This window comes from Amycolatopsis sp. NPDC054798 (assembly GCF_053611505.1).
The window spans coordinates 1-17,985 of record NZ_JBSHAM010000009.1; the positions used below are offsets into that span (position 1 = coordinate 1).

The window sequence follows — 17,985 nt, forward strand, 5'->3', positions numbered from 1 at the left end:
TCTTTCCCGCCTTGACAAGCACCCCCGAACCGTCAGCACAATCAGCTTCGGGGTGCCCCCAACCCACCGGCTGCAATGTCGCCGCCAGGCGACGAGCCGCCCCCGCCCCAAGAAACACATGAAAACAATTCACCCCACCCCGCCAAACCCCCAGTGACATCCACCCGCGATATCACCCCTTATGGGGTATTCCTCCCCAACCGGATCTAGCTAACGCGCGCAAACGCTCCTAGCATGCCGACCATGGGGACCTTGCCGCCAAGGCGGGTAAATTGATTTCGCTGACCTTCCGGATCCTGGGGCCGCTGGAGGTCATCGCCGAGGGCAGGGCCGTACCGCTGGGCGGCCCGAAGCCCCGGCTGCTGCTGGCCGCACTGGCCCTCCAGCCGAACATCGTCGTCTCCACCGAAGCGCTGGTCGAAGTCCTCTGGCCGACCACCGCCCCGCGCTCCGCGGCCGCCAACATCCGCACCTACGTCCACTCCCTCCGCAGACGTCTGGCCGAAATCTCCCCGGACCTGGCCGACCGCATCACCAGCCGCGCCTCGGGCTACCTCCTCACCGTCCCGGAAGACGAACTGGACCATCTGGTCTTCACCCGCCTCGCCACCCAAGCCTGGGAAACCCAGGACGACCCCGAAACCGCACTGACCCTGCTGGACGAAGCCCACGCCCTCTGGCGCGGCGAAGTCCTCGAAGGCCTCCCCCACGACCCGACCTGGGGCCCCACAGTCGCCCGTCTCGACGAACTACGCCTGGCAGTACAAGAACAACGCCTACGCGCGCGGCTAACCCTGGGCCGCCACAACGAGGTCATCGCCGAACTTCGCGCTCTGGTCACCGAACACCCGTTGCGTGAAGAACTCTGGCACCACCTCATCACCGCGCTCCGCGACGCGGGCCGCACCACCGAAGCCGCGGAAGCCTACGAACTCGTCGAACAAACCCTCGCCGACGAACTTTCCGCTCGCCCCGGCGCAGCACTCCGCGAACTCCGCACCACCCTCGAAGTCCCCTGCGCCAAAGTCCCGCCCATCTGCCAGCTCCCCCTCGACCTGCCGGATTTCACCGGCCGCAGCGAGGTAATCAAGCGTCTGGTCACCAAGCTCCGCCAGCACGCTGAAGCAGAACGCCCGACGGTCGCCGTCCTGTCCGGCGCACCCGGCATCGGCAAATCCTCAATCGCCGTACGGGTAGCGCACGCAGTCCGCACCGTTTTCCCAGACGGACAGTTGCATGTGGACTTGGCCGGAACCTCGTCGTCCCCGCGCTCGCCCATGAGCGTCCTGGCCGAACTCCTGCGCGCCTTGGGCATTCCGGATTCCGGCCTCCCCCGGGACCTGGCAGAACGCGCCGCACTGCTGCGTTCCCAACTCGCCGAACGCCGGATGTGCGTCGTCCTCGACGATGCGGGCAGCGCCGCCCAAGTACGCCCGCTTCTCCCCGGTGCGGGCGCGTGCGCGGTGCTGGTCACCAGCCGGATCCGCCTGCCAGACCTGGCCGGCGCGGTCCCGGTGGACGTCGACCTGCTGCCCGAGCCGGAAGCCGCCCGGCTGCTGGAAGGAATCGTCGGCTACGAGCGAGTGGCCGCCGAACCCGAGGACGCCGCGGCGATCCTGCGCCAGTGCGGCCATCTGCCGCTGGCGATCCGCGTAGCCGGAGCCAAGCTCACCCACCGGCCGACCTGGTCGCTGCGCATCCTCGCCGACCGTCTCCACGACGAGCACCGCCGGCTGGACGAGCTGCGCGTCGGCGACCTGGCCGTCCGCGCGAGCGTGACCCTGAGCTACGACCTCCTGCCCATGTCCGCCGCCGCGGCCTTCCGCCGGCTGGGCACGCTGGGTCCGGTGCAGTTCCCGGCCTGGGCGGTCGCCGCCGTCCTTGGCCGCGCCTCCGCCGAAGACGTCCTTGACGTGCTCGTAGACGCACACCTGGTGGAACTAGTCGCCACCGACGTCGCGGGTCAACCGCGCTACCGCCTGCACGACCTCCTGCGCGTGTACGCCGCCGAACTGGCCGAGCCCGAAGAAACCCGCGCCGCGATCAGCCACGTCCTAGAGGGATATCTGGCGCTGGCGGTAGAAGCCGCCGAACGAATGCCGATCCACTTCTTCGGCCAGCACCACGACGACACCGGCCTGCCCCTGCCAGCGGAAGCGGACCGCCTGCTGACCGACCCGGCCGCCTGGTTCGCCGCCGAACGCGCCACCTGCGTCGCCGCTGTCGGGCTGGCCGCCGAACGCGGGTTCGACGACCTGACCTGGCGGCTCACCGTGGCCCTCACCCCGTACTTCGACCTCCGCGGCCACCAAGACGACTGGCACGCCACCCACTTGATCGCCCTGGAAGCAGCGCGCCGCGCAGGGGCGATCCGCGGCGAGGCGGTCGTCCAGCGCAACCTCGGCCAAGTCCTGCTGTACCAGGACAACGACGCGGACGCGATGGTCGCCTTCGAGGCCGCGCGGGAGCTGTACCAGCGCATCGGCGACCAGCAAGGCCTCGGCGAAGCACACGCCGGCCTCGGCACCGTGCTGCGGATGCAAGGCCAAACCGATCGCGCCCTCGAACCTTGCCACGAAGCACTACGGCTGTTCGGCGAAGCAGGCGACCCGCACGGCGAAGCGGTAATCCGGATCGCCATCGGCTCGATCTGGGTCGCGCGCAAGTGTTACGCGACGGCCCGCCGCTGGTACACCGACGCGCTGGAGCTGTCCTGCGAAATCGGCGACCGGCATCGGGAAGCCCATGCGCTGCAACGACTCGGACTCCTGCACCAGCGCGAGGGCAACCTCGCCGAAGCCCGCGAACACGTCACGCGCGCCATCGGCGTGTTCACCGATCTCGGAGACGACCACTGCGTCGGCTATGCGAACCAGAATCTCGGCGAGCTGTGCCTGGACAGCGGCGATCTCGCGCACGCGCAGCTGCTGCTGGTCAACTCGCTGAGCGTGCACCGCCGCAACGGCGACCGCCGTTCCGAAGCCCATGTCTCCCAGCTGCTCGGCGAACTGCACTCCGCGCTCAGCCAGCCCGAACGGTCCCGCAGCTACGTCGAGCGCGCCAGGGCCATCCGCCGGGAGCTGTCCGTTGACGCCCCGGTCGACGCCCGGCCGCGCAAAACCGGACCGCACCGGATCGTGTCCGCCTGACGCGCGGGCCCGGTTGCGCGGCCAATCCCGCGCGCCGGGCCACGATGCGCTGATGAACACCAGGAAAGCGGCTGGTCACGTCCTTCTGACCCTGGCAGTTATCGCTTTGTCGACTCCAATGCCCGCCTCGGCCACACCGATGCACGGCAGAAGAGTCCTGGAAAGACCGCTGACCTACCGCGTCTACGCGACCCGCGAAGGGCTCGTCGGAGGCACCACCTCGAGCGGGCACCGGATCACCGAACGAGACCACTTCGTGGCGCTCCCCTCCACGAAAACGGTTTCCTCTAAGGGAAAAGGGACCTTCACGGTCCGGGTGTGCCGCACCGACGGCACGCGCTGCGAGTACGCGCCAGTGTGGGATGTCGGGCCGTGGAACGAACACGACGACTACTGGAACCCCGCCGACCGTCGCGCGAAGTTCGGTTCGCTGCCGCAAGGCGTGCCGGAAGCGCAAGCGGCGTACCAAAACGGCTTCAACGGCGGCAAGGACGAGCGCGGCCGCACCGTGCGCAACCCCGCCGGTCTCGACCTGGCTGACGGCACGTTCTGGGACGGTCTCGGCCTTAAAGGCAACAGCTATGTGGACGTCACTTTTCTCTGGACCGGCAGCGCCCCGGCCAGCGGCATCGTGACCGGCGAGGCCCCGCTGGTGGTGCGCACGTCCGCGGACAACGACGCGCCGCCAGCCGGATTGGCCGCCGAGTCCGCTCAGGTGCCGATCGAGTGTTCCTTGCTGGGCGAACCGGTGGACGGCACCACGCGCTGGAACCGGATCGGCCCCGGACACTATGTGTCCGAGGCCTACCTCCGAGCCGATGCGGCCGTGCCGTCCTGCTGAACCTCAGTGCTGGTGGTGGGCATGCACCACGGCGTGCCCGCGACCGCGGCCGATCATCCACTTGTTGACCGGAACCGTGACCACGAAAGCGATCGCGAGCGACAACGCCAGCGACAGCCAGAACAAGCCGCTCGACAATCCGGCGTCCATCGCGCCCGGAATGGCCACGACGACAGTGTTGTCGATGATCTCCATGACCGCGATCGACACCGTGTCGGCGGCGAGCGCGACCTTGAAGGCGGCACCGAGCGCGAGGCCTGACTTGAGTACGCCGCGCATGGTGAGGGCGTAGCCGAAAACGAACGCCAGCGCGATGGACAGCACCACAGTGGCCGCGTTGTGCAGGCCGAGCGCGGTGCCGAGAACCATGCCGAGCACTTCGCCGATGGCACACCCGGTGAGGCAGTGCAGCGTCGCCTGGGCGGCGGTGGACCAAGACGCTCCGTGCTGGTGTTCGTTCATGCCGGCGACTATACCCCCAAGGGGTATAAATCGCGCAAGGTCGCCCGATGTGATGACGGTCGCCCGGAGCGCCCGGCGAATCGGTATAACCGGAAGGGTGGTGATCAACTCGGCGCGCCGGTGCGCCGCCGCCTTCGTCCTCGTTCTTCTCCTCGCAAGCTTTCTCAGCGCTCCAGCAGCCAGCGCGCAATCGTCGCCGCTCAAGTGGGCCGAATGCCCGGCCGGAACGCCGCGGCAGGTGTCGTGCGCGAGCCTGCGGGTGCCGCTCGACTACGCGAAACCGGACGGCGAGCAGATCACCCTCACCGTCTCCGGCATGGGCAGTCTCAGCTCGCCGCGCTTCCTGCTGGTGAACCCCGGCGGGCCGGGCGCGTCCGGACTCGGTACCGAGAAGCTCGTGTTCAGCCAGCTGCCGCAGGACGTCGCTCAGCAGTACGCGGTGTTCAGCTTCGATCCGCGCGGAATCGGTGCGAGCACACCGGTTTCGTGCGGCGACACCTCGAAACTCGCGCCGCATCCGGCGTCGCCGTACCACCCGGCCGACCGCCCGCAGGAGCGAAACCGCGAAGACCTGGCCCGGCAGATCGCGTCGCAGTGCGCGGCGAACGGGAAGGACCTGCTTCCGCACCTCACCACCGAGAACGCGGCGCGCGACATGGACCGCATCCGCGCAGCGCTCGGCAAAGACAAGATCGATTACCTCGGCTACTCCTACGGCACCAAACTCGGCGCGACATACGCGACGCTGTTCCCGGCGCACACCGGCCGGATGATCCTGGACAGCGTCGTCGACCCCACGGTCACCACGTATCAAACGCAGTTCCAGCAAAACGCCGCCCTGCAGGCGCGCGCCGAACAGCTCTTCGCCTGGACCGCGGAGCGCGACAGCACGTATCACCTCGGCACCACCGCGGCGGCAGTGAAAACTTCGTGGAACGAACTGCGCGAGAAGCTCGCGGCACAACCAGCGGGCGGCAAGACCGGAGTGTCCGAATTGGACGATCTGCTGGCGTCCGCGATGTACGGCGACTGGGCCTGGCCGTCGCTGATGCAGGCGGTCGCGAGCCACCTCGGCGGGGATTCCGCCGGGCTGAACGTCGCGGCCGGACAGGCCCAGTACGCGGTCGATCCGGGCCAGCTGGCCTACAACTGCGCCGACACCGGCTGGCCGCGCGACTGGGCGGCCTGGCACGCGGACACCGCGAAGTCGGCCACCGCCGCGCCGCTGTTCGCCTGGCTCAACAGCTGGTACAGCGCGCCGTGCGCGTTCTGGCGGGTCCCGCCGTCGCCGGAGGTCCGGATCGGCTCGGGTCCCGTGCCGCCGATCCTGCTGCTGCAAGGGAAAGACGACCCGGCGACGCCGCTGGCCGGCGCGCAGCGGATGCGCCGGGTGCTGCGCGGTTCGAGCCTGCTCGTCGACGGCGGCGGCAACCACGCCGCCTACCTCAACGAGCCCAACCCGTGCATCGACGACAAGGCCGCGCACTACCTGCTGACCGGCGAACTTCCGCCGGACGGAACGTGCCCAGCGGGCGGAAAGGGGACTGCGCCGTCCGGTGGTTGAACTCGCTTGCGTAACCGTTTGGTCGCGTTCGGTTGACCCCCTGCCGCCACTGGCCCTACCTTCGGCTGCCAGGTCACATAGCCGGGGAACGGTGGGGGATGCGAGGGCGGACCAAAACGCTCGTGCTGGGTGCGGCGCTCGTGGCGACCGCGGCGGCAGTGGCGGCCAGTTGCTCGCCAGTCCTGTCGGACTCGGCTCCGGAGCCGGCGAAGATCGCCTTCGTGCCGAAAATCGGCGGCATCCCGTACTTCGACGCGATGAACGCCGGCGGCATGCAGGCCGCCGAACGGCTCGGCGCGAAATGGTCCACCCGCGCCCCGGCGACGGTCGACCCAGCCGCGCAGACCGCGATCCTGCGCCAGCTCATCGCCGAACGCGTGGACGTCATCGCGGTGGCCCCGAACGATCCGGCGGAGCTGGCCCCGACGATCGCGGAGGCGCGGGCGAAGGGCATCCACGTGCTCACCACGGACACCGACGCCGCGGATTCGCAGCGCGAGGTCTTCGTCAACCAGACGACGGCCGACGGCATCGGCACCGCGCTGGTCGACTCGCTGATGAAGAAAACCGGCGGGGCCGGCGAGTACGCGATCGTCTCGTGCGGGCGCGCGGCGGCGAACCTCAACTCGTGGATCGAGGCCGAGAAAGCGTATGCGGCACAACGCTATCCACGAGCGAAGCTGGTCGAGACGGTGTACGCCGACGAGGACACCACCACCGCCACGAAGCTGGCGAAGGAGATCCTCAACCGGCATCCGAAGCTCACCGGGCTGATCGGCCAGTGCACGACGGCGACGCCGGGCATCGCCCGGGCGGTGCGTGATCAGCAGAAGATCGGCCAGGTCTTCACCGTCGGCACCGGCACGCCGCAGACGATGAAGCCGTACCTGGTCGACGGTTCCTGCTCCATGACGGTGCTGTGGAACGTCGAATCCCTCGGCTACCTCACCGCCTGGACCGCCGAGCAGCTCGCCACCGGCACCCCCCTGCGGCCCAGCAACAACGTGAGCCCGGAGCTTCCCGCGGTGCGCTACGACGCGGCCACCCAGACAGTGCTGCTCGGCGATCCCCTGCTGATCACGCAGAACAACGTGGATCAGTTCAAGTACTGACGGCCTCAGCGCACGTCAGCGCACATCAATGGTCACCGTCAGCGTGCGCGTCCGCGCCGGCAGCTTGGTCATGTCCACCTGCAGGTACTCGCCGTCGTCCTGACGACCGTTCGGCTGTGTCTTAGCGTGCAAGGTGTACGGAGCCGTCGAGTTCGCGACGCCGTCGATGCCGAAGTCGCTGTCGTTGCTGATCACGACGGTACGGCCGCCGTCGGTCGTCGCGACGCCCTCAACCTTGTCGTGGCCGAAGAAGCCACCGCTCGGGTCCAGTCCGGTCACCAGCCCGCCGACGTCGAGGAACAGCTTCTTAGACGCCGGCGTCACGCCGACCTTCGCCAGAGCAGCGGCAGCCTCCGCAGTGGTGGCCTTGCCGACGTACGCCTCGATGCTCTTCCCGCCGTCGACGAGCAGCCCGCCCTTGGCCGCGTCGTAGGTCGCGCCCGGCACCTTCGCCGCCGGGCCGAGGTCGGTCGCCTTGCTCAGGTCGACCTCGAACAGCTTCTTGTACGCGCCAGGCTCGGCCTTGCCGTCGCGCTCGTCCACGAGGAACCGGGTGGCCGACAGCGCGGTGATCTCGGAGACCGCGGTGCTGGTCTCGTCCGGGTTGTCGAGCAGGTAGGCGTACTCGTGCGTGGCGCGGGTCTTCAGGTCAACCGTCACGATCCGCAGCGCGGGGACCTTGCTGGGCTTCTTCGTGAGATCCGGCTGCTGCAACGCGGACTGCATGATGCCGACGAGCGTCCGGCCGTCCGGCGTGACCGCGAGTCCCTCCATGCCCTTGTTCGGCACGCGGTTCTTCAGCTCCTTCGGCAGCGAACCGTCGAACGGAGAGAGCCGCTCGATCGCGCGGCCGTCGGCGCGGAAGTGCGTGATGAACGGGCCGTACTCGTCCGACACCCAGAACGTCCCGTCGCGCTGGGCGACCAGCCCTTCGGAGTCGTAGCCGTTCGGCGACGCGGGCAGTTTCGCACCGCCCAGGTCCACAATGGTCTCGCCGGTGTCCGCCAAGGTGCTGACCTGGCCGTTGTACGGCGAACCGTCGCTGGCGCGCAGCGGAATGTTCCGCTCCAGCACGGCTTTCCCGCCCTTGAGCCGGAACTTGCCGATGGCGGGCGTGAACGACGGGATCGGCTCCGCTTTGGCCCCGTCCGGCGTGTCGACGTTCGGGCCGCGGTCGGTTAGGCCGTAGAACTCGTCGCGCGAACCCGGCACCGGAGTCAGCGCGGAACCGTAGGCGCCGCCGGTGATCTTGACGCCGCCGATGGTGTCGAGCGGCGGCAAATCCGTCGGGTACAGCCGGACGGCGTCGCTGACGGTGTAGGTGAACGTGTCGCGCCCGGTGAACCCGGCGGACGGCGTGTAGCGGAACGATCCGTCCGGGCCGATGGTCAGCGCGCCGTGCCCGGGGTCGGTGTGCCGCACCACCGCGCCGTTGCGCTGAGCGTCGCCGCGCACCTGCAGCGTGTGCCCGGCCCGCACCCGGTAATGGTCGTCCGGGCGCTGTCCCTTGGCCTCGGCCGGGCCCGCGGCGGCCAGCGGCAGCACTAGCGCCCCGGCGACCAGCCCGATCTTCACGCGTTTCATCGGCTTCTCCTCCTCTGGCGTCTCTCCGACGCCCGGGGGAGTCTCGACGGCCGAGTTGGACAACGTCCGTCATCGAGACGACTGCCGCGTTAACGAGCGCGCCGTGCACGAGCCGCTACAGCGCCTCCTCCGACGATCAGCAGGATCGCCGCGACGCCCCAGCGCCGCTGCTTTTTGACGTTGGTGCGCGCTCTGGTCCCATGTTTCTGGGGCGGCTTTTTGATTGCCTTCACCGGGGCGGCCCGCGATGGAGGCGGGGGTTGAGGCATCGGGATGGGCTGGATGATCTCGTCGCGTGGTTGAGACGGTGACGACGGGGGCGGAGTGGGCAGGACCGGATTCGGCTGGGTCGACGACGGCGTGGGCGACGGTGGCGTCGAGGACGGGGACGGCTGGGTTGAAGACGGCGTGGGGCCAGGGCTCGCCGAGGACGACGGCGTCGGGGAATGCGTCGGGGAGGGAGTGGGAGAAGGAGTGGGAGAAGGCGTCGGGGAAGCCGAGGACGACGGCGGTGCCGAAGTCGACGGCGGTGCCGAAGTCGACGGAGGCGGCGGGGGTGGAGGTGGAGGTGGCGGAGGGGGTTCCGCCAAACACCCCGCACCGTCGGACATCGCCAGCGGAGGCCCGGTGCTCACCTCGACCGCGGTCCCGCCGTCCAGCCGGTACGTCACGCTTCGCCCGTCGATCCAATTCGCTGTCGCGTAGAGCTTGTGGTCCGGCCCGAACACGACCGAACCGTAGGTCGCCTCCGGGAACTGCTCCCCCGGCACCCTCGCGACCTTGCCGCTCACCGGGTTCACCGTGACCACAGCACCCTCGCCAGTGGACGAAACCCCATACAGCAGACCGTCTTCCGGGTTGTACGCGAAATCGTCGACCCCCGAAGCGAGCCACCACGGGTGCAGCAGCACCGGCCCGGTCGCGGTGAGATAGCCGGAGCTGCGCGGGTCGACGTCCACTGTGTACAGACTGGTTCCCCGCTTCACGTACCAGGAATCGCCGGACATCGCCCCGGCCGTCGCGCCGGTCACCCAGCTCCACACGCCGTGGTGGGTGTCGCGGCCGACCGGGCCGAGGTCGGTCAGTTCGCCGTCTGAGTCGATCCGCACCGTGTGCCAGCCGTCGTGGAAGCGGCCGTCGGCGACGCCGTACGTCACGTCCTGGGCGGCCGAGTACGCGATGGCGTTCAGCGCGAAAGTACTGTGGTGCAACAGATGTCGCGCGCCGGAGGGCAAGGTCAACCGCACGATGTCGGACGACCACCCGTGGCGGCTTTCGACCTGCAGCACCCGGCAGGACGTCGCGGCCGCGCGCTGCCGGGCGGGGGCCAGCCAGCCGGTCGCGACGAGCAGCCCGGCGACCGCGGCCGCGGTCGCCGCCACAGTCAGGTACCGGGAACCTCGCACCGGTCAGCCGAGCCGCGAGATCGCCGTGGTGAACGCGTCCGGACGCACGTTCGCGCCTCCGGCATAAGGGTTCTGCAACTGGTAAATCGCATAGAGCAGCAGGACGATCGTGCCGGCCAGCGTCGACACGAGCACCAGGTGCGCGGCCATCCTGGTGCCGCCGAAGAGGTTCGGCAGCAGAATCGAGATCACGCTGCCGAGGATGAGCGCGAACCACATGACCGAGCCGATGCCGTCGGTTTCCGCGCCGGTGAGCCGGGTCTGGCGGGCCTGGTAGACCTGCCAGAGCTGGGCGGCGGCGTCTTTTTTCCGGTCGTTCGTCCAGTCGTCGATGGCCTGCGCGTCGGCGACCACTCGGCGCATCTGGTCGAGCTGGGTCCAGCCGGTGTCCGGCACCGGTCCGTCGTCGACGAGCCGGGGCCACTCCTGTTTCGACACCGTCGTCGCGTACGCGACGGCGAGCCGGCGCACCTGATCGCCGGTGTCCCCGGGCAGCGCCTGAGCCGACCAGGTGGCCGCGACCAGACCTTCGGCCTCGGTGTAGGAACCCTCGCGCGTGGCCGTGACGGCGTCGAAGAGCGAGATCAGCACGAACGCGACCAGCACCGCGTGCAGCCCGCCGACGATGGTGAACACCTGGCCCGCGGCGTCGTTGTTGTCGCGGCGGCCCTCGTCCCAGCCGAAGCGCCGGACGAGATAGCCGATCACCGCGGCCGCGATCGCCGCGCCGACGACCCAGAACACCCCGGTCACGTAGACGTTCATCCGGTTCCTTTCGCGCGGATAAATACGCTGGCCGACGCTATCCAGCCGATTCCGGAACGGACAACGGCAGAACGCGCGATTCAGCCGGGTGGCCGTCCGGCGCCGCCGCGGTTCGCCGGATCGGAGCAGCGGGCCAGATACGCGTTCCCCCTTTTGCCCTTGCTCCGCACAGTAAATGGCTCGGATATCGGTCACGCGCGCACGACCGGGTTACGACAGCAGACCCACGGTGACGCGTTCCTGGTTGTCGATCCGACAACAGCCCCGGCGGGGTCCACAAAGGATCTTCGGCAAACAGGTGAACCGGATTTCGGCTACCCGATCGAGTGATTGTCGGAGTGATCACACTTGCTATGTTGATGCGCGGCGCCGCTTTTCGATTCGCATTCCTTGCCCACTCCCGGAAAAACACTGTCTCTTCGTGTTCCCGGGTGTTTTCGACGTTAGGTGGTTTCGCAGTGACCGTCACCGACCCCGCCGCACTGTCCACTTCGGCCGCCGCGCCGCACCGGGAAGCGGTGGGACGATGACGACGGTCGACGCGCGCACCGGGCCCCGCTCCGTGGCCGAGGTGCTGGACTGGAGCCGGAGCCGGTGGGAGCCGGCGATGCGGGCGGCGGTGGACCGGCTGCCGGTGTCGATGCGCCGGATCGCCGGCTACCACCTCGGCTGGTGGGACGAGACGGGCGCGGCGACGAGCGCGTCCGGCGGCAAAGCGCTGCGCCCGGCGCTGGTGCTGCTGTGCGCGGAAGCCTGCGGCGGCGATCCGGAGGACGCGGTCCCGGCCGCGGTGGCCGTCGAACTGGCGCACAACTTCTCGCTGCTGCACGACGACGTGATGGACGGCGACCGCACTCGGCGGCACCGCCCCACCGCGTGGACCGTATTCGGCACCGGGCAAGCGGTGCTGGCCGGGGACTCCCTGCTGGCCCTCGCCTTCGACGTGCTGTCCGCGGACGGCCCGTCCGCGGCGCGACTGCTGAGCACCGCGGTGCTGGACCTGCTGCACGGCCAGCACGAGGACCTGGCGTTCGAACAGCGGACGAACGTCGAGGTGGCGGAATGCGTGCGGATGGCGCAAGGCAAAACGGCGGCGCTGCTGAGCGCGGCCTGCACGCTCGGAGTGCTGGTGGTCGGAGGCCGCGGCGAGCACGTCGAACGCTTCGGCCGCTTCGGCCGCTCACTGGGCTTGGCCTTCCAGCACGTCGACGACCTGCTCGGCATCTGGGGCGACCCGGCGGTCACCGGGAAGCCGGTGTACTCGGACCTGCGCAGCCGCAAGAAGTCGCTGCCGGTGGTCGCGGCGCTCACCTCAGGCACGTCGGCCGGACAGGAGCTGGCGATGCTGTACCGGCAAGCACTGCCGGACGACTGTCTCGCCAAAGCCGCGTCGCTGGTCGACGAAGCCGGTGGCCGGGCCTGGAGTCACGCCCAGGCGGACGAACTGCTCACCGACGCGTTGACCACGTTGACCGCCGCCAACCCCGCCCCGCGTCCGACGGCCGAGCTGACCGCACTGGCCCAGCTCATCACCCGCCGGGACCACTGACCACTGCCCCGGGCGATCGCCCTGGTACCGGTTTAAGACAGCTCCAGCCCCGGCCATCTCAGCGATCCGGGCAATCGCCCTGACACCGCACCGAACCTCCGCGGCATCCCGGGCGATCGCCCCAGACACCGTGCCGAACACACCGTCACCGCCCCGGACGACTCAGCCCTTCGTCCCCAGCCCCACGAGAAAGCACCACCTCGTCGGTATTCGCGAGCGCTTCCTTCCCGCGCTGCGTAGGCGATCCGGTCGTGAGGTCGCGCAACCGGATCGGCGGCCCGAGGTCGATCAGCGTCGGCACATACTCGGCCTTGTCCACCGCCCACTTCCTGCCAGCCCGGCTGAACCGGAACCGGGCCGCGACTCCTTCCTCAGTGGACCCGCGAGGTTCGTCGTGCCGCGCGACCTCATTGCCGAGCCCGAACGCGACCCACTTCCCGCCGACCTTCTGGAACGGCTGCACGACGTGCGCGTGATGCCCGACGATCAGGTCGAGATCCGGCGACGCCGTCAGCTTCTGCGCCAGCTGCTTCTGCTCAGCCGTCACGTCGTGCTTGTACTCGACGCCCCAGTGGAGGCTCGCGATCACGACCTCCGCCCCGGCCGCCTTCGCCGCGCGCGCCGCGGAGAGGATCTCGTCCGGGTCGATTTCGTTGGCCAGCCAAGGTTTCCCGGCCGGACGCTTGATCCCGTTGAACCCGAACGCGTACGACAGCTGCGCGACCTTCACCCCGTGCACGTCCAGGATCAGCGGTTTCCCCGCCTCCTCGGCCGAACGCGCGGAGCCGGTGTGCTTCAACCCGGTCTGATCGAGCTTGTCCAGCGTGCGCTGGACGCCCGCCGCGCCCTGGTCGAGCGTGTGGTTCGACGCGGTGGAGCAGGTGTCGTAACCGGTGTCCTTCAACGCGTCCGCGATCTCCGGCGGCGCGCTGAACGACGGATACCCGCTGTAGGGCCCGCCTTCCGGCGCGAGCGGCGTTTCGAGATGGCAGATCCCCAGATCCGCGCCGGACACGAGCGGTTTGACCCCGGCGAACAGCTGCCGGTAGTCGATCTTCCCGCCGCCGTCCGCCTCGGCCTGTTCGGTGAGCCGCGGGTGGATCAGCACGTCCCCGGTCGCCACCACGGTGAACGAATCCGGCGAAGCGGCCGCCGCTGACGACGACGGCCCGGCCGAGGACCGTTGCGGGGCGGCTTCGCTCCCACACGCCGTCAACATCAACGCGACCCCGGCGAGGGCGGCGGCGCGGCGCATGTTCGTCATCATCATCCCCTTTGCCCGACTGCCCGGCACATCCTTCCGCATCACTCTTGTGGGTTAACACCCGGTCGTGACCAGGCGAAATGCTCAGGCTAGGCAGTCGGCGGGCTGTCCGCGCGTCAGCGCCGGATCGGTCTGGTCGAACGTCCGTGCGACGCCTGGCCCCGACGTGCGCGTCTCGAACCGCACTGTCACCCGGCCGTGTCCCGCGCCCTGCACCCAGCCCGTGCCGTACTCGGCATGCACCACGTCATCGCCCGGACGCCATCCAGACGACGACACCGGTGCGCTCCCGCCCGGCGACGGCGCCGACGTGACCACCGGCTCCTCCGTCACCGCAGGCACGGTCAGGCTGAACAACGCGTCCTGATGCGGTACCGAAAGCCCGCTGAACGCAACGCCTGCCAGCCGTACCCCGCCGAACTCTTGCGGGTCGAGCAGCAGCCGTTCTGCCGTAGCCGCAAGCTGTTCGAGGTCATCGGTGGGCGACGCGGTGGTCTCAGAACGAGTCACCGTGCTCATGTCCGTATGCCGCAGCTTGATCACCACCGTGCGCGCGACGCGACCCGCTTTCACGAGCCGAGCATGCGCACTAGCCGCGATTTTCCTTACCTCCGCGCGCAACCGGACGAGATCGACCACATCGATGTCGAAGGTCGTCTCCGCGCTCACTTGCTTGGCTTCACCCCGTTCCGCGACCGGACGGTCGTCGAAACCGCTCGCCAGCCGTCGCAGGTCGCGGCCGACCACTCCGCCGAGCGTCGACACCGCGTCCGGTTCCGGCAACGCCGCCAGTTGCCCCAAGGTGAGAACGCCGATCGTGCGCAGTTTCGCTTCCGCCACCGGCCCGATCCCCCACAACGCGCGCACCGGCAGCGGGGCCAGGAATTCGCGTTCGGTCCCCGGCGGCACGACCAGCAAACCGTCCGGCTTCGCCCGGTCCGAACCGATTTTCGCGACCTGCTTGCCCGTCCCCGCACCGATCGACGCGGTCAGCCCGGTCTCTTCCCGGATCCGTGTCCTCAGTTTCTCGGCCCATCCGGTCACCTGCTCCACCGACGCACCCGCGAGCGCGGGCGGTTCGGCGAACGCTTCGTCGAGCGAAATCCGTTCCAGCACCGGCGCGACCTCGCTGACGACGTCGAAGACCTGCTTGCTCAGGATTTCGTACAACCGGAACCGCGGCGGCAGCACGACGCCGCCGGCCGGGAGCAGCCGGCGCGCCTGGGACATCGGCATCGCCGAACGCACGCCGTACTCGCGGGATTCGTAACTCGCCCCGGCGACGACGCCGCGGTGCCCGGTGCCGCCGACCACCACCGCGCGTCCGCGAAGCGTCGGCCGGGTGAGCTGTTCGGCAGAGGCGTAGAACGCGTCGAGGTCCAAGTGCACGACCCAGCGGGACATGTCAGGTTCCAGCGTCCAGGAGCCGTTGCAGCGCCTTGGTATAGGTCTCGAACGCCGCCCGGCCCTTGCTCGTGAGCCGCACCAGCGTGACCGGCGTGCGGTGCTCGTAGGCCTTGGTGATCTCGACGTACTCGGCGTCCTCGAGTTTGCGCAGATGCGTCGAGAGGTTGCCCGCGGTCATCTCCAGCAGCTGCTGGAGCCGGGGGAAGGTGATCTGGTCGTCCGAACGCAGCCCGGCGAGCGCGACCGTGACGCGCAGCCGCGCCTGGGCGTGGATGACGGGGTCGAGCTCCGGCAGCTCAGTCACGGGGCCGCACCACGTAGATCAGCGCCGCGACCGCGAATCCGCCGCCGCCCGCGAGCGAGAGGACGAGGAAGTTGCCCGGCACGCCGACCAGGACGCTCGCCCCGCTGCACACGATGATCCAGCCGCCGAGGAAATACTGCCTCAGGTCCTGCCACAGAGTCCCGCCGGCAAGGTAGAGCGCGCCGGTCAGCAGCAGCGACGTGCCAGTCCACAGCAGCGGCACGAGGTCCGAGCCCTCAGGGAGGAGCTTGGTGAACCTGATGTCGATCAGGCTCATCCCGGCGAACGAGATCATCCACGCCCAGCCGTACATCGCGCCGATCCGCTGTGACGGACCGCGGATTCCCCGGCCGCCTTTGCTGCCGTGCCAAGCGGAGTAAACGATCGCGCCCACCATGAGCACCGCGACGACGATTCCCGCGACCCAGCCGGGCAGCAGTGCCACCGACCGTTCATCGGAGAGGTAGACGAGCCCCCACCCGACCAGCCAGGCGAAGGCCCAGACGGCGAACAGCCGCGCCGGGCTGACTCGCAGTTCCCGGCGCGTCCGCTCGTTCTGCCGGGCGATGAGCTCAAGCGATTCCGCCACCGACAGCGGCTCGCCTTCGTCCTCGACGGGGTCCCCCGCGTCGTTGTTCACCCCGGACCGCCCTTCCCCCGTACTGACCCCGCATGCAGCACGGAAGCTAACACGTCACGCGACCTTCACCGGGCCCAGCCGGAACCGCCGCACCACCACGAGCGCGGGCACGATCAGCCACGCAGCCAGCACACCGACCGCGAGACCGAGGCCACCGGCGTGATCCACCGGAAGCGTGCCGACGCGGCCGAGCCAGTACGTCGGGAAGAAGTGCGCCAGCGTCGCCATCCATTCCGGCAAGATCGACAGCGGCAGCCACAACCCGCCGAACACACCGAGCGGCAGCATCAACGCACCGGTCATCGCCCCGACCGTGTCCCCCTTGCCGAACAACCCGAGCAGCAGCCCGAGCACCGCGAACGGCAGCGCGCCCAGCCACAACGCGAACCCGCTGAGCAGCCACTGCGCCGCGGTGAGCTGCACACCACGCAACGCACCGCCGATGAAGATCACCAGAACGACCGGAAGTGCCATCGCCATCGAGGATGCGATCTTGACCGCGAGGTAGCCGGGCCCGCGCATCGGTGTGAGCCGAAGCTGCCGCTGCCAGCCGTCAGTCCGCTCAGTCGCGACGCGGGTGCCGGTGAACAACGCGCCGCTCATCGCGCCGTACGCGCCCATGTTGATCATCGTCGTGACACTCGCCCGAATGCCGTTCGCACCGACCTGGTCGCCGTACAACCCGCCGAACAGCAGGAACATCCCGAGCGGGACCACGATGGTGAACAACGCGAACTGCGGGCTGCGCACGATGCGCAGGATCTCCAGCCGGAGGTAGACGAGGTTCATCGGAGCGCTCCCTGCGGCTCGTCGGAGGTGAGGGCAAGGAAGGCTTCCTCCAGCCCCGCGGAGGTGATCTCGATCGAGCTGGACTGTGGAAACGCCGTGAGCAACGCCCGGATCGCCAGGTCGGAGTCAGTACAGCCAAGTTCCGTACGATCGCCCTGTACGACTGCCCTGGCGACCCCGTCCAGCGCCGCCAGCGCTTCCTCCTGGGCGCCCTGTACGACTGCCCTGATCACTCGCCCGGACACATTCGCGCGCACCTCGTCGACTGCCCCGTCCGCGACGACCTTCCCGTGCCGCATCAACACGACGCGGTCCGCGTACTCCTCCGCCTCAGCGAGGTAATGCGTCGCGAAGAGGACAGTCCGGCCCGCCGCCGTGAACTCACGCATCGACGCCCAGAACTCACGCCGGGCGTCGACGTCCAGCGCCGCCGTCGGCTCGTCGAGGATCAGCAACTCCGGGTCGCCAGTCAGCGCGAGCGCGTACCGAACCCGCTGAAGCTGCCCGCCGGACAACTTGCCGCACCGCCGCTTCGCGAATTCCCCGATGCCAGCCCGGTCGTAAACCTCCTTGGCGGACAACGGATCCCGGAACATCGACCGATGCAACTCGACCAGCTCGGCCGGCGTGACGTCCCGCAGGAGGAACCCGTTCTGCACCATCGCCGCGAGCCGTCCGGAGTCGAGCGCCGCCCGAGGAGTCCCGCCGAACACCCGCACGCTCCCCTCATCCGGCGAGGTCAGCCCGAGCAGCATGTCGATCGTGGTCGATTTGCCCGCGCCGTTCGGCCCCAGCAGCGCGACGACCTCGCCGCGCCGCACAGTCACGGACACCCCGTCGACCGCGCGGACCTGCTTGAACTGCTTCACCAGGCTGGTCAGCCTGAACGCTTCTGTCATCTCGTCCCCCAGTGCTTCGCTGTCCTGAACTTTGTAACACAAAGTCCACTGGGATGGAAAGTAGTGGGCAATGCGGAGTTGTTCACTGCGGCAAGCAGCCCGGCCTAATCCGGTTGCTCCCCTCGACCAGCCGCACTACCGTCCCGTCCCATGACGATCTTCGCCCGCTGCCGCCTGTCCTGATCCCGGCACGACTTTCCGGGCCGCCCGCCACCGGGCGGCCCCGCTCCGCGTGCCGGACCGCTTCTCG

15 protein-coding genes are annotated in these 17,985 nt (G+C 69.1%); 5 read left to right on the plus strand and 10 right to left on the minus strand.

The features are described 5' to 3' along the window. Nucleotides 1-272 precede the first annotated feature (272 nt). Nucleotides 273-3,149 (plus strand): AfsR/SARP family transcriptional regulator, encoded by a 2,877-nt coding sequence (locus tag ACWGIC_RS08000; protein ID WP_452075156.1) that lies wholly within the window; start codon nucleotides 273-275, stop codon nucleotides 3,147-3,149. 139 nt (nucleotides 3,150-3,288) lie between these two features. Beyond that, nucleotides 3,289-3,990, plus strand: coding sequence for a hypothetical protein (locus tag ACWGIC_RS08005; RefSeq protein WP_452075157.1), 702 nt, complete (start codon nucleotides 3,289-3,291; stop codon nucleotides 3,988-3,990). Between the two features lie 3 nt (nucleotides 3,991-3,993). On the opposite strand, the gene ACWGIC_RS08010 is transcribed toward ACWGIC_RS08005, so the two are convergent. Further along, nucleotides 3,994-4,452: a DUF4396 domain-containing protein gene (locus tag ACWGIC_RS08010; RefSeq protein ID WP_452075158.1), complete on the minus strand. Its 459-nt coding sequence runs from the start codon at nucleotides 4,450-4,452 to the stop codon at nucleotides 3,994-3,996. Nucleotides 4,453-4,549: 97 nt separating this feature from the next. On the opposite strand from ACWGIC_RS08010, the gene ACWGIC_RS08015 reads away from it, so the two are divergent. Then, nucleotides 4,550-6,016 carry an alpha/beta hydrolase gene (locus tag ACWGIC_RS08015; protein WP_452075159.1) on the plus strand — a complete coding sequence of 489 codons (1,467 nt, stop codon included), beginning with the start codon at nucleotides 4,550-4,552 and terminating at the stop codon, nucleotides 6,014-6,016. 98 nt (nucleotides 6,017-6,114) lie between these two features. Then, nucleotides 6,115-7,128, plus strand: a complete 1,014-nt coding sequence (locus ACWGIC_RS08020) for an autoinducer 2 ABC transporter substrate-binding protein (RefSeq protein WP_452075160.1) — start codon at nucleotides 6,115-6,117, stop codon at nucleotides 7,126-7,128. 15 nt (nucleotides 7,129-7,143) lie between these two features. Here the strand turns inward: ACWGIC_RS08020 and ACWGIC_RS08025 are convergent, their stop codons facing one another. The 3 genes from ACWGIC_RS08025 to ACWGIC_RS08035 form a co-directional block, all read right to left on the minus strand. After that, nucleotides 7,144-8,712, minus strand: coding sequence for an esterase-like activity of phytase family protein (locus tag ACWGIC_RS08025; protein ID WP_452075161.1), 1,569 nt, complete (start codon nucleotides 8,710-8,712; stop codon nucleotides 7,144-7,146). An 89-nt stretch (nucleotides 8,713-8,801) separates the two neighbouring features. Further along, nucleotides 8,802-10,118, minus strand: coding sequence for a DUF6923 family protein (locus ACWGIC_RS08030; RefSeq protein ID WP_452075162.1), 1,317 nt, complete (start codon nucleotides 10,116-10,118; stop codon nucleotides 8,802-8,804). Nucleotides 10,119-10,121: 3 nt separating this feature from the next. Then, on the minus strand, nucleotides 10,122-10,883 hold the full coding sequence (locus tag ACWGIC_RS08035) for a bestrophin-like domain (protein ID WP_452075163.1): 762 nt from the start codon (nucleotides 10,881-10,883) through the stop codon (nucleotides 10,122-10,124). A gap of 526 nt (nucleotides 10,884-11,409) precedes the next feature. On the opposite strand from ACWGIC_RS08035, the gene ACWGIC_RS08040 reads away from it, so the two are divergent. Next, on the plus strand, nucleotides 11,410-12,432 hold the full coding sequence (locus ACWGIC_RS08040) for a family 2 encapsulin nanocompartment cargo protein polyprenyl transferase (protein WP_452075164.1): 1,023 nt from the start codon (nucleotides 11,410-11,412) through the stop codon (nucleotides 12,430-12,432). Between the two features lie 145 nt (nucleotides 12,433-12,577). On the opposite strand, the gene ACWGIC_RS08045 is transcribed toward ACWGIC_RS08040, so the two are convergent. The 6 genes from ACWGIC_RS08045 to ACWGIC_RS08070 form a co-directional block, all read right to left on the minus strand. Further along, entirely contained in the window at nucleotides 12,578-13,702 is a 1,125-nt protein-coding gene (locus tag ACWGIC_RS08045; protein WP_452075165.1) for a CapA family protein, read from the minus strand. 78 nt (nucleotides 13,703-13,780) lie between these two features. Then, nucleotides 13,781-15,100 (minus strand): DNA polymerase IV, encoded by a 1,320-nt coding sequence (locus tag ACWGIC_RS08050; RefSeq protein WP_452075166.1) that lies wholly within the window; start codon nucleotides 15,098-15,100, stop codon nucleotides 13,781-13,783. Nucleotide 15,101: 1 nt separating this feature from the next. Beyond that, nucleotides 15,102-15,407: a winged helix-turn-helix domain-containing protein gene (locus ACWGIC_RS08055; RefSeq protein ID WP_452075167.1), complete on the minus strand. Its 306-nt coding sequence runs from the start codon at nucleotides 15,405-15,407 to the stop codon at nucleotides 15,102-15,104. Continuing rightward, entirely contained in the window at nucleotides 15,400-16,047 is a 648-nt protein-coding gene (locus tag ACWGIC_RS08060) for a hypothetical protein (RefSeq protein ID WP_452075168.1), read from the minus strand. Before ACWGIC_RS08060 ends, ACWGIC_RS08055 begins: the two co-directional genes overlap by 8 nt. 54 nt (nucleotides 16,048-16,101) lie before the next feature. Continuing rightward, on the minus strand, nucleotides 16,102-16,836 hold the full coding sequence (locus tag ACWGIC_RS08065; RefSeq protein ID WP_452075169.1) for an ABC transporter permease: 735 nt from the start codon (nucleotides 16,834-16,836) through the stop codon (nucleotides 16,102-16,104). Continuing rightward, nucleotides 16,833-17,735 carry an ABC transporter ATP-binding protein gene (locus ACWGIC_RS08070; RefSeq protein WP_452075170.1) on the minus strand — a complete coding sequence of 301 codons (903 nt, stop codon included), beginning with the start codon at nucleotides 17,733-17,735 and terminating at the stop codon, nucleotides 16,833-16,835. The genes ACWGIC_RS08065 and ACWGIC_RS08070 overlap by 4 nt, the downstream gene beginning before the upstream one ends. Nucleotides 17,736-17,985 lie beyond the last annotated feature (250 nt).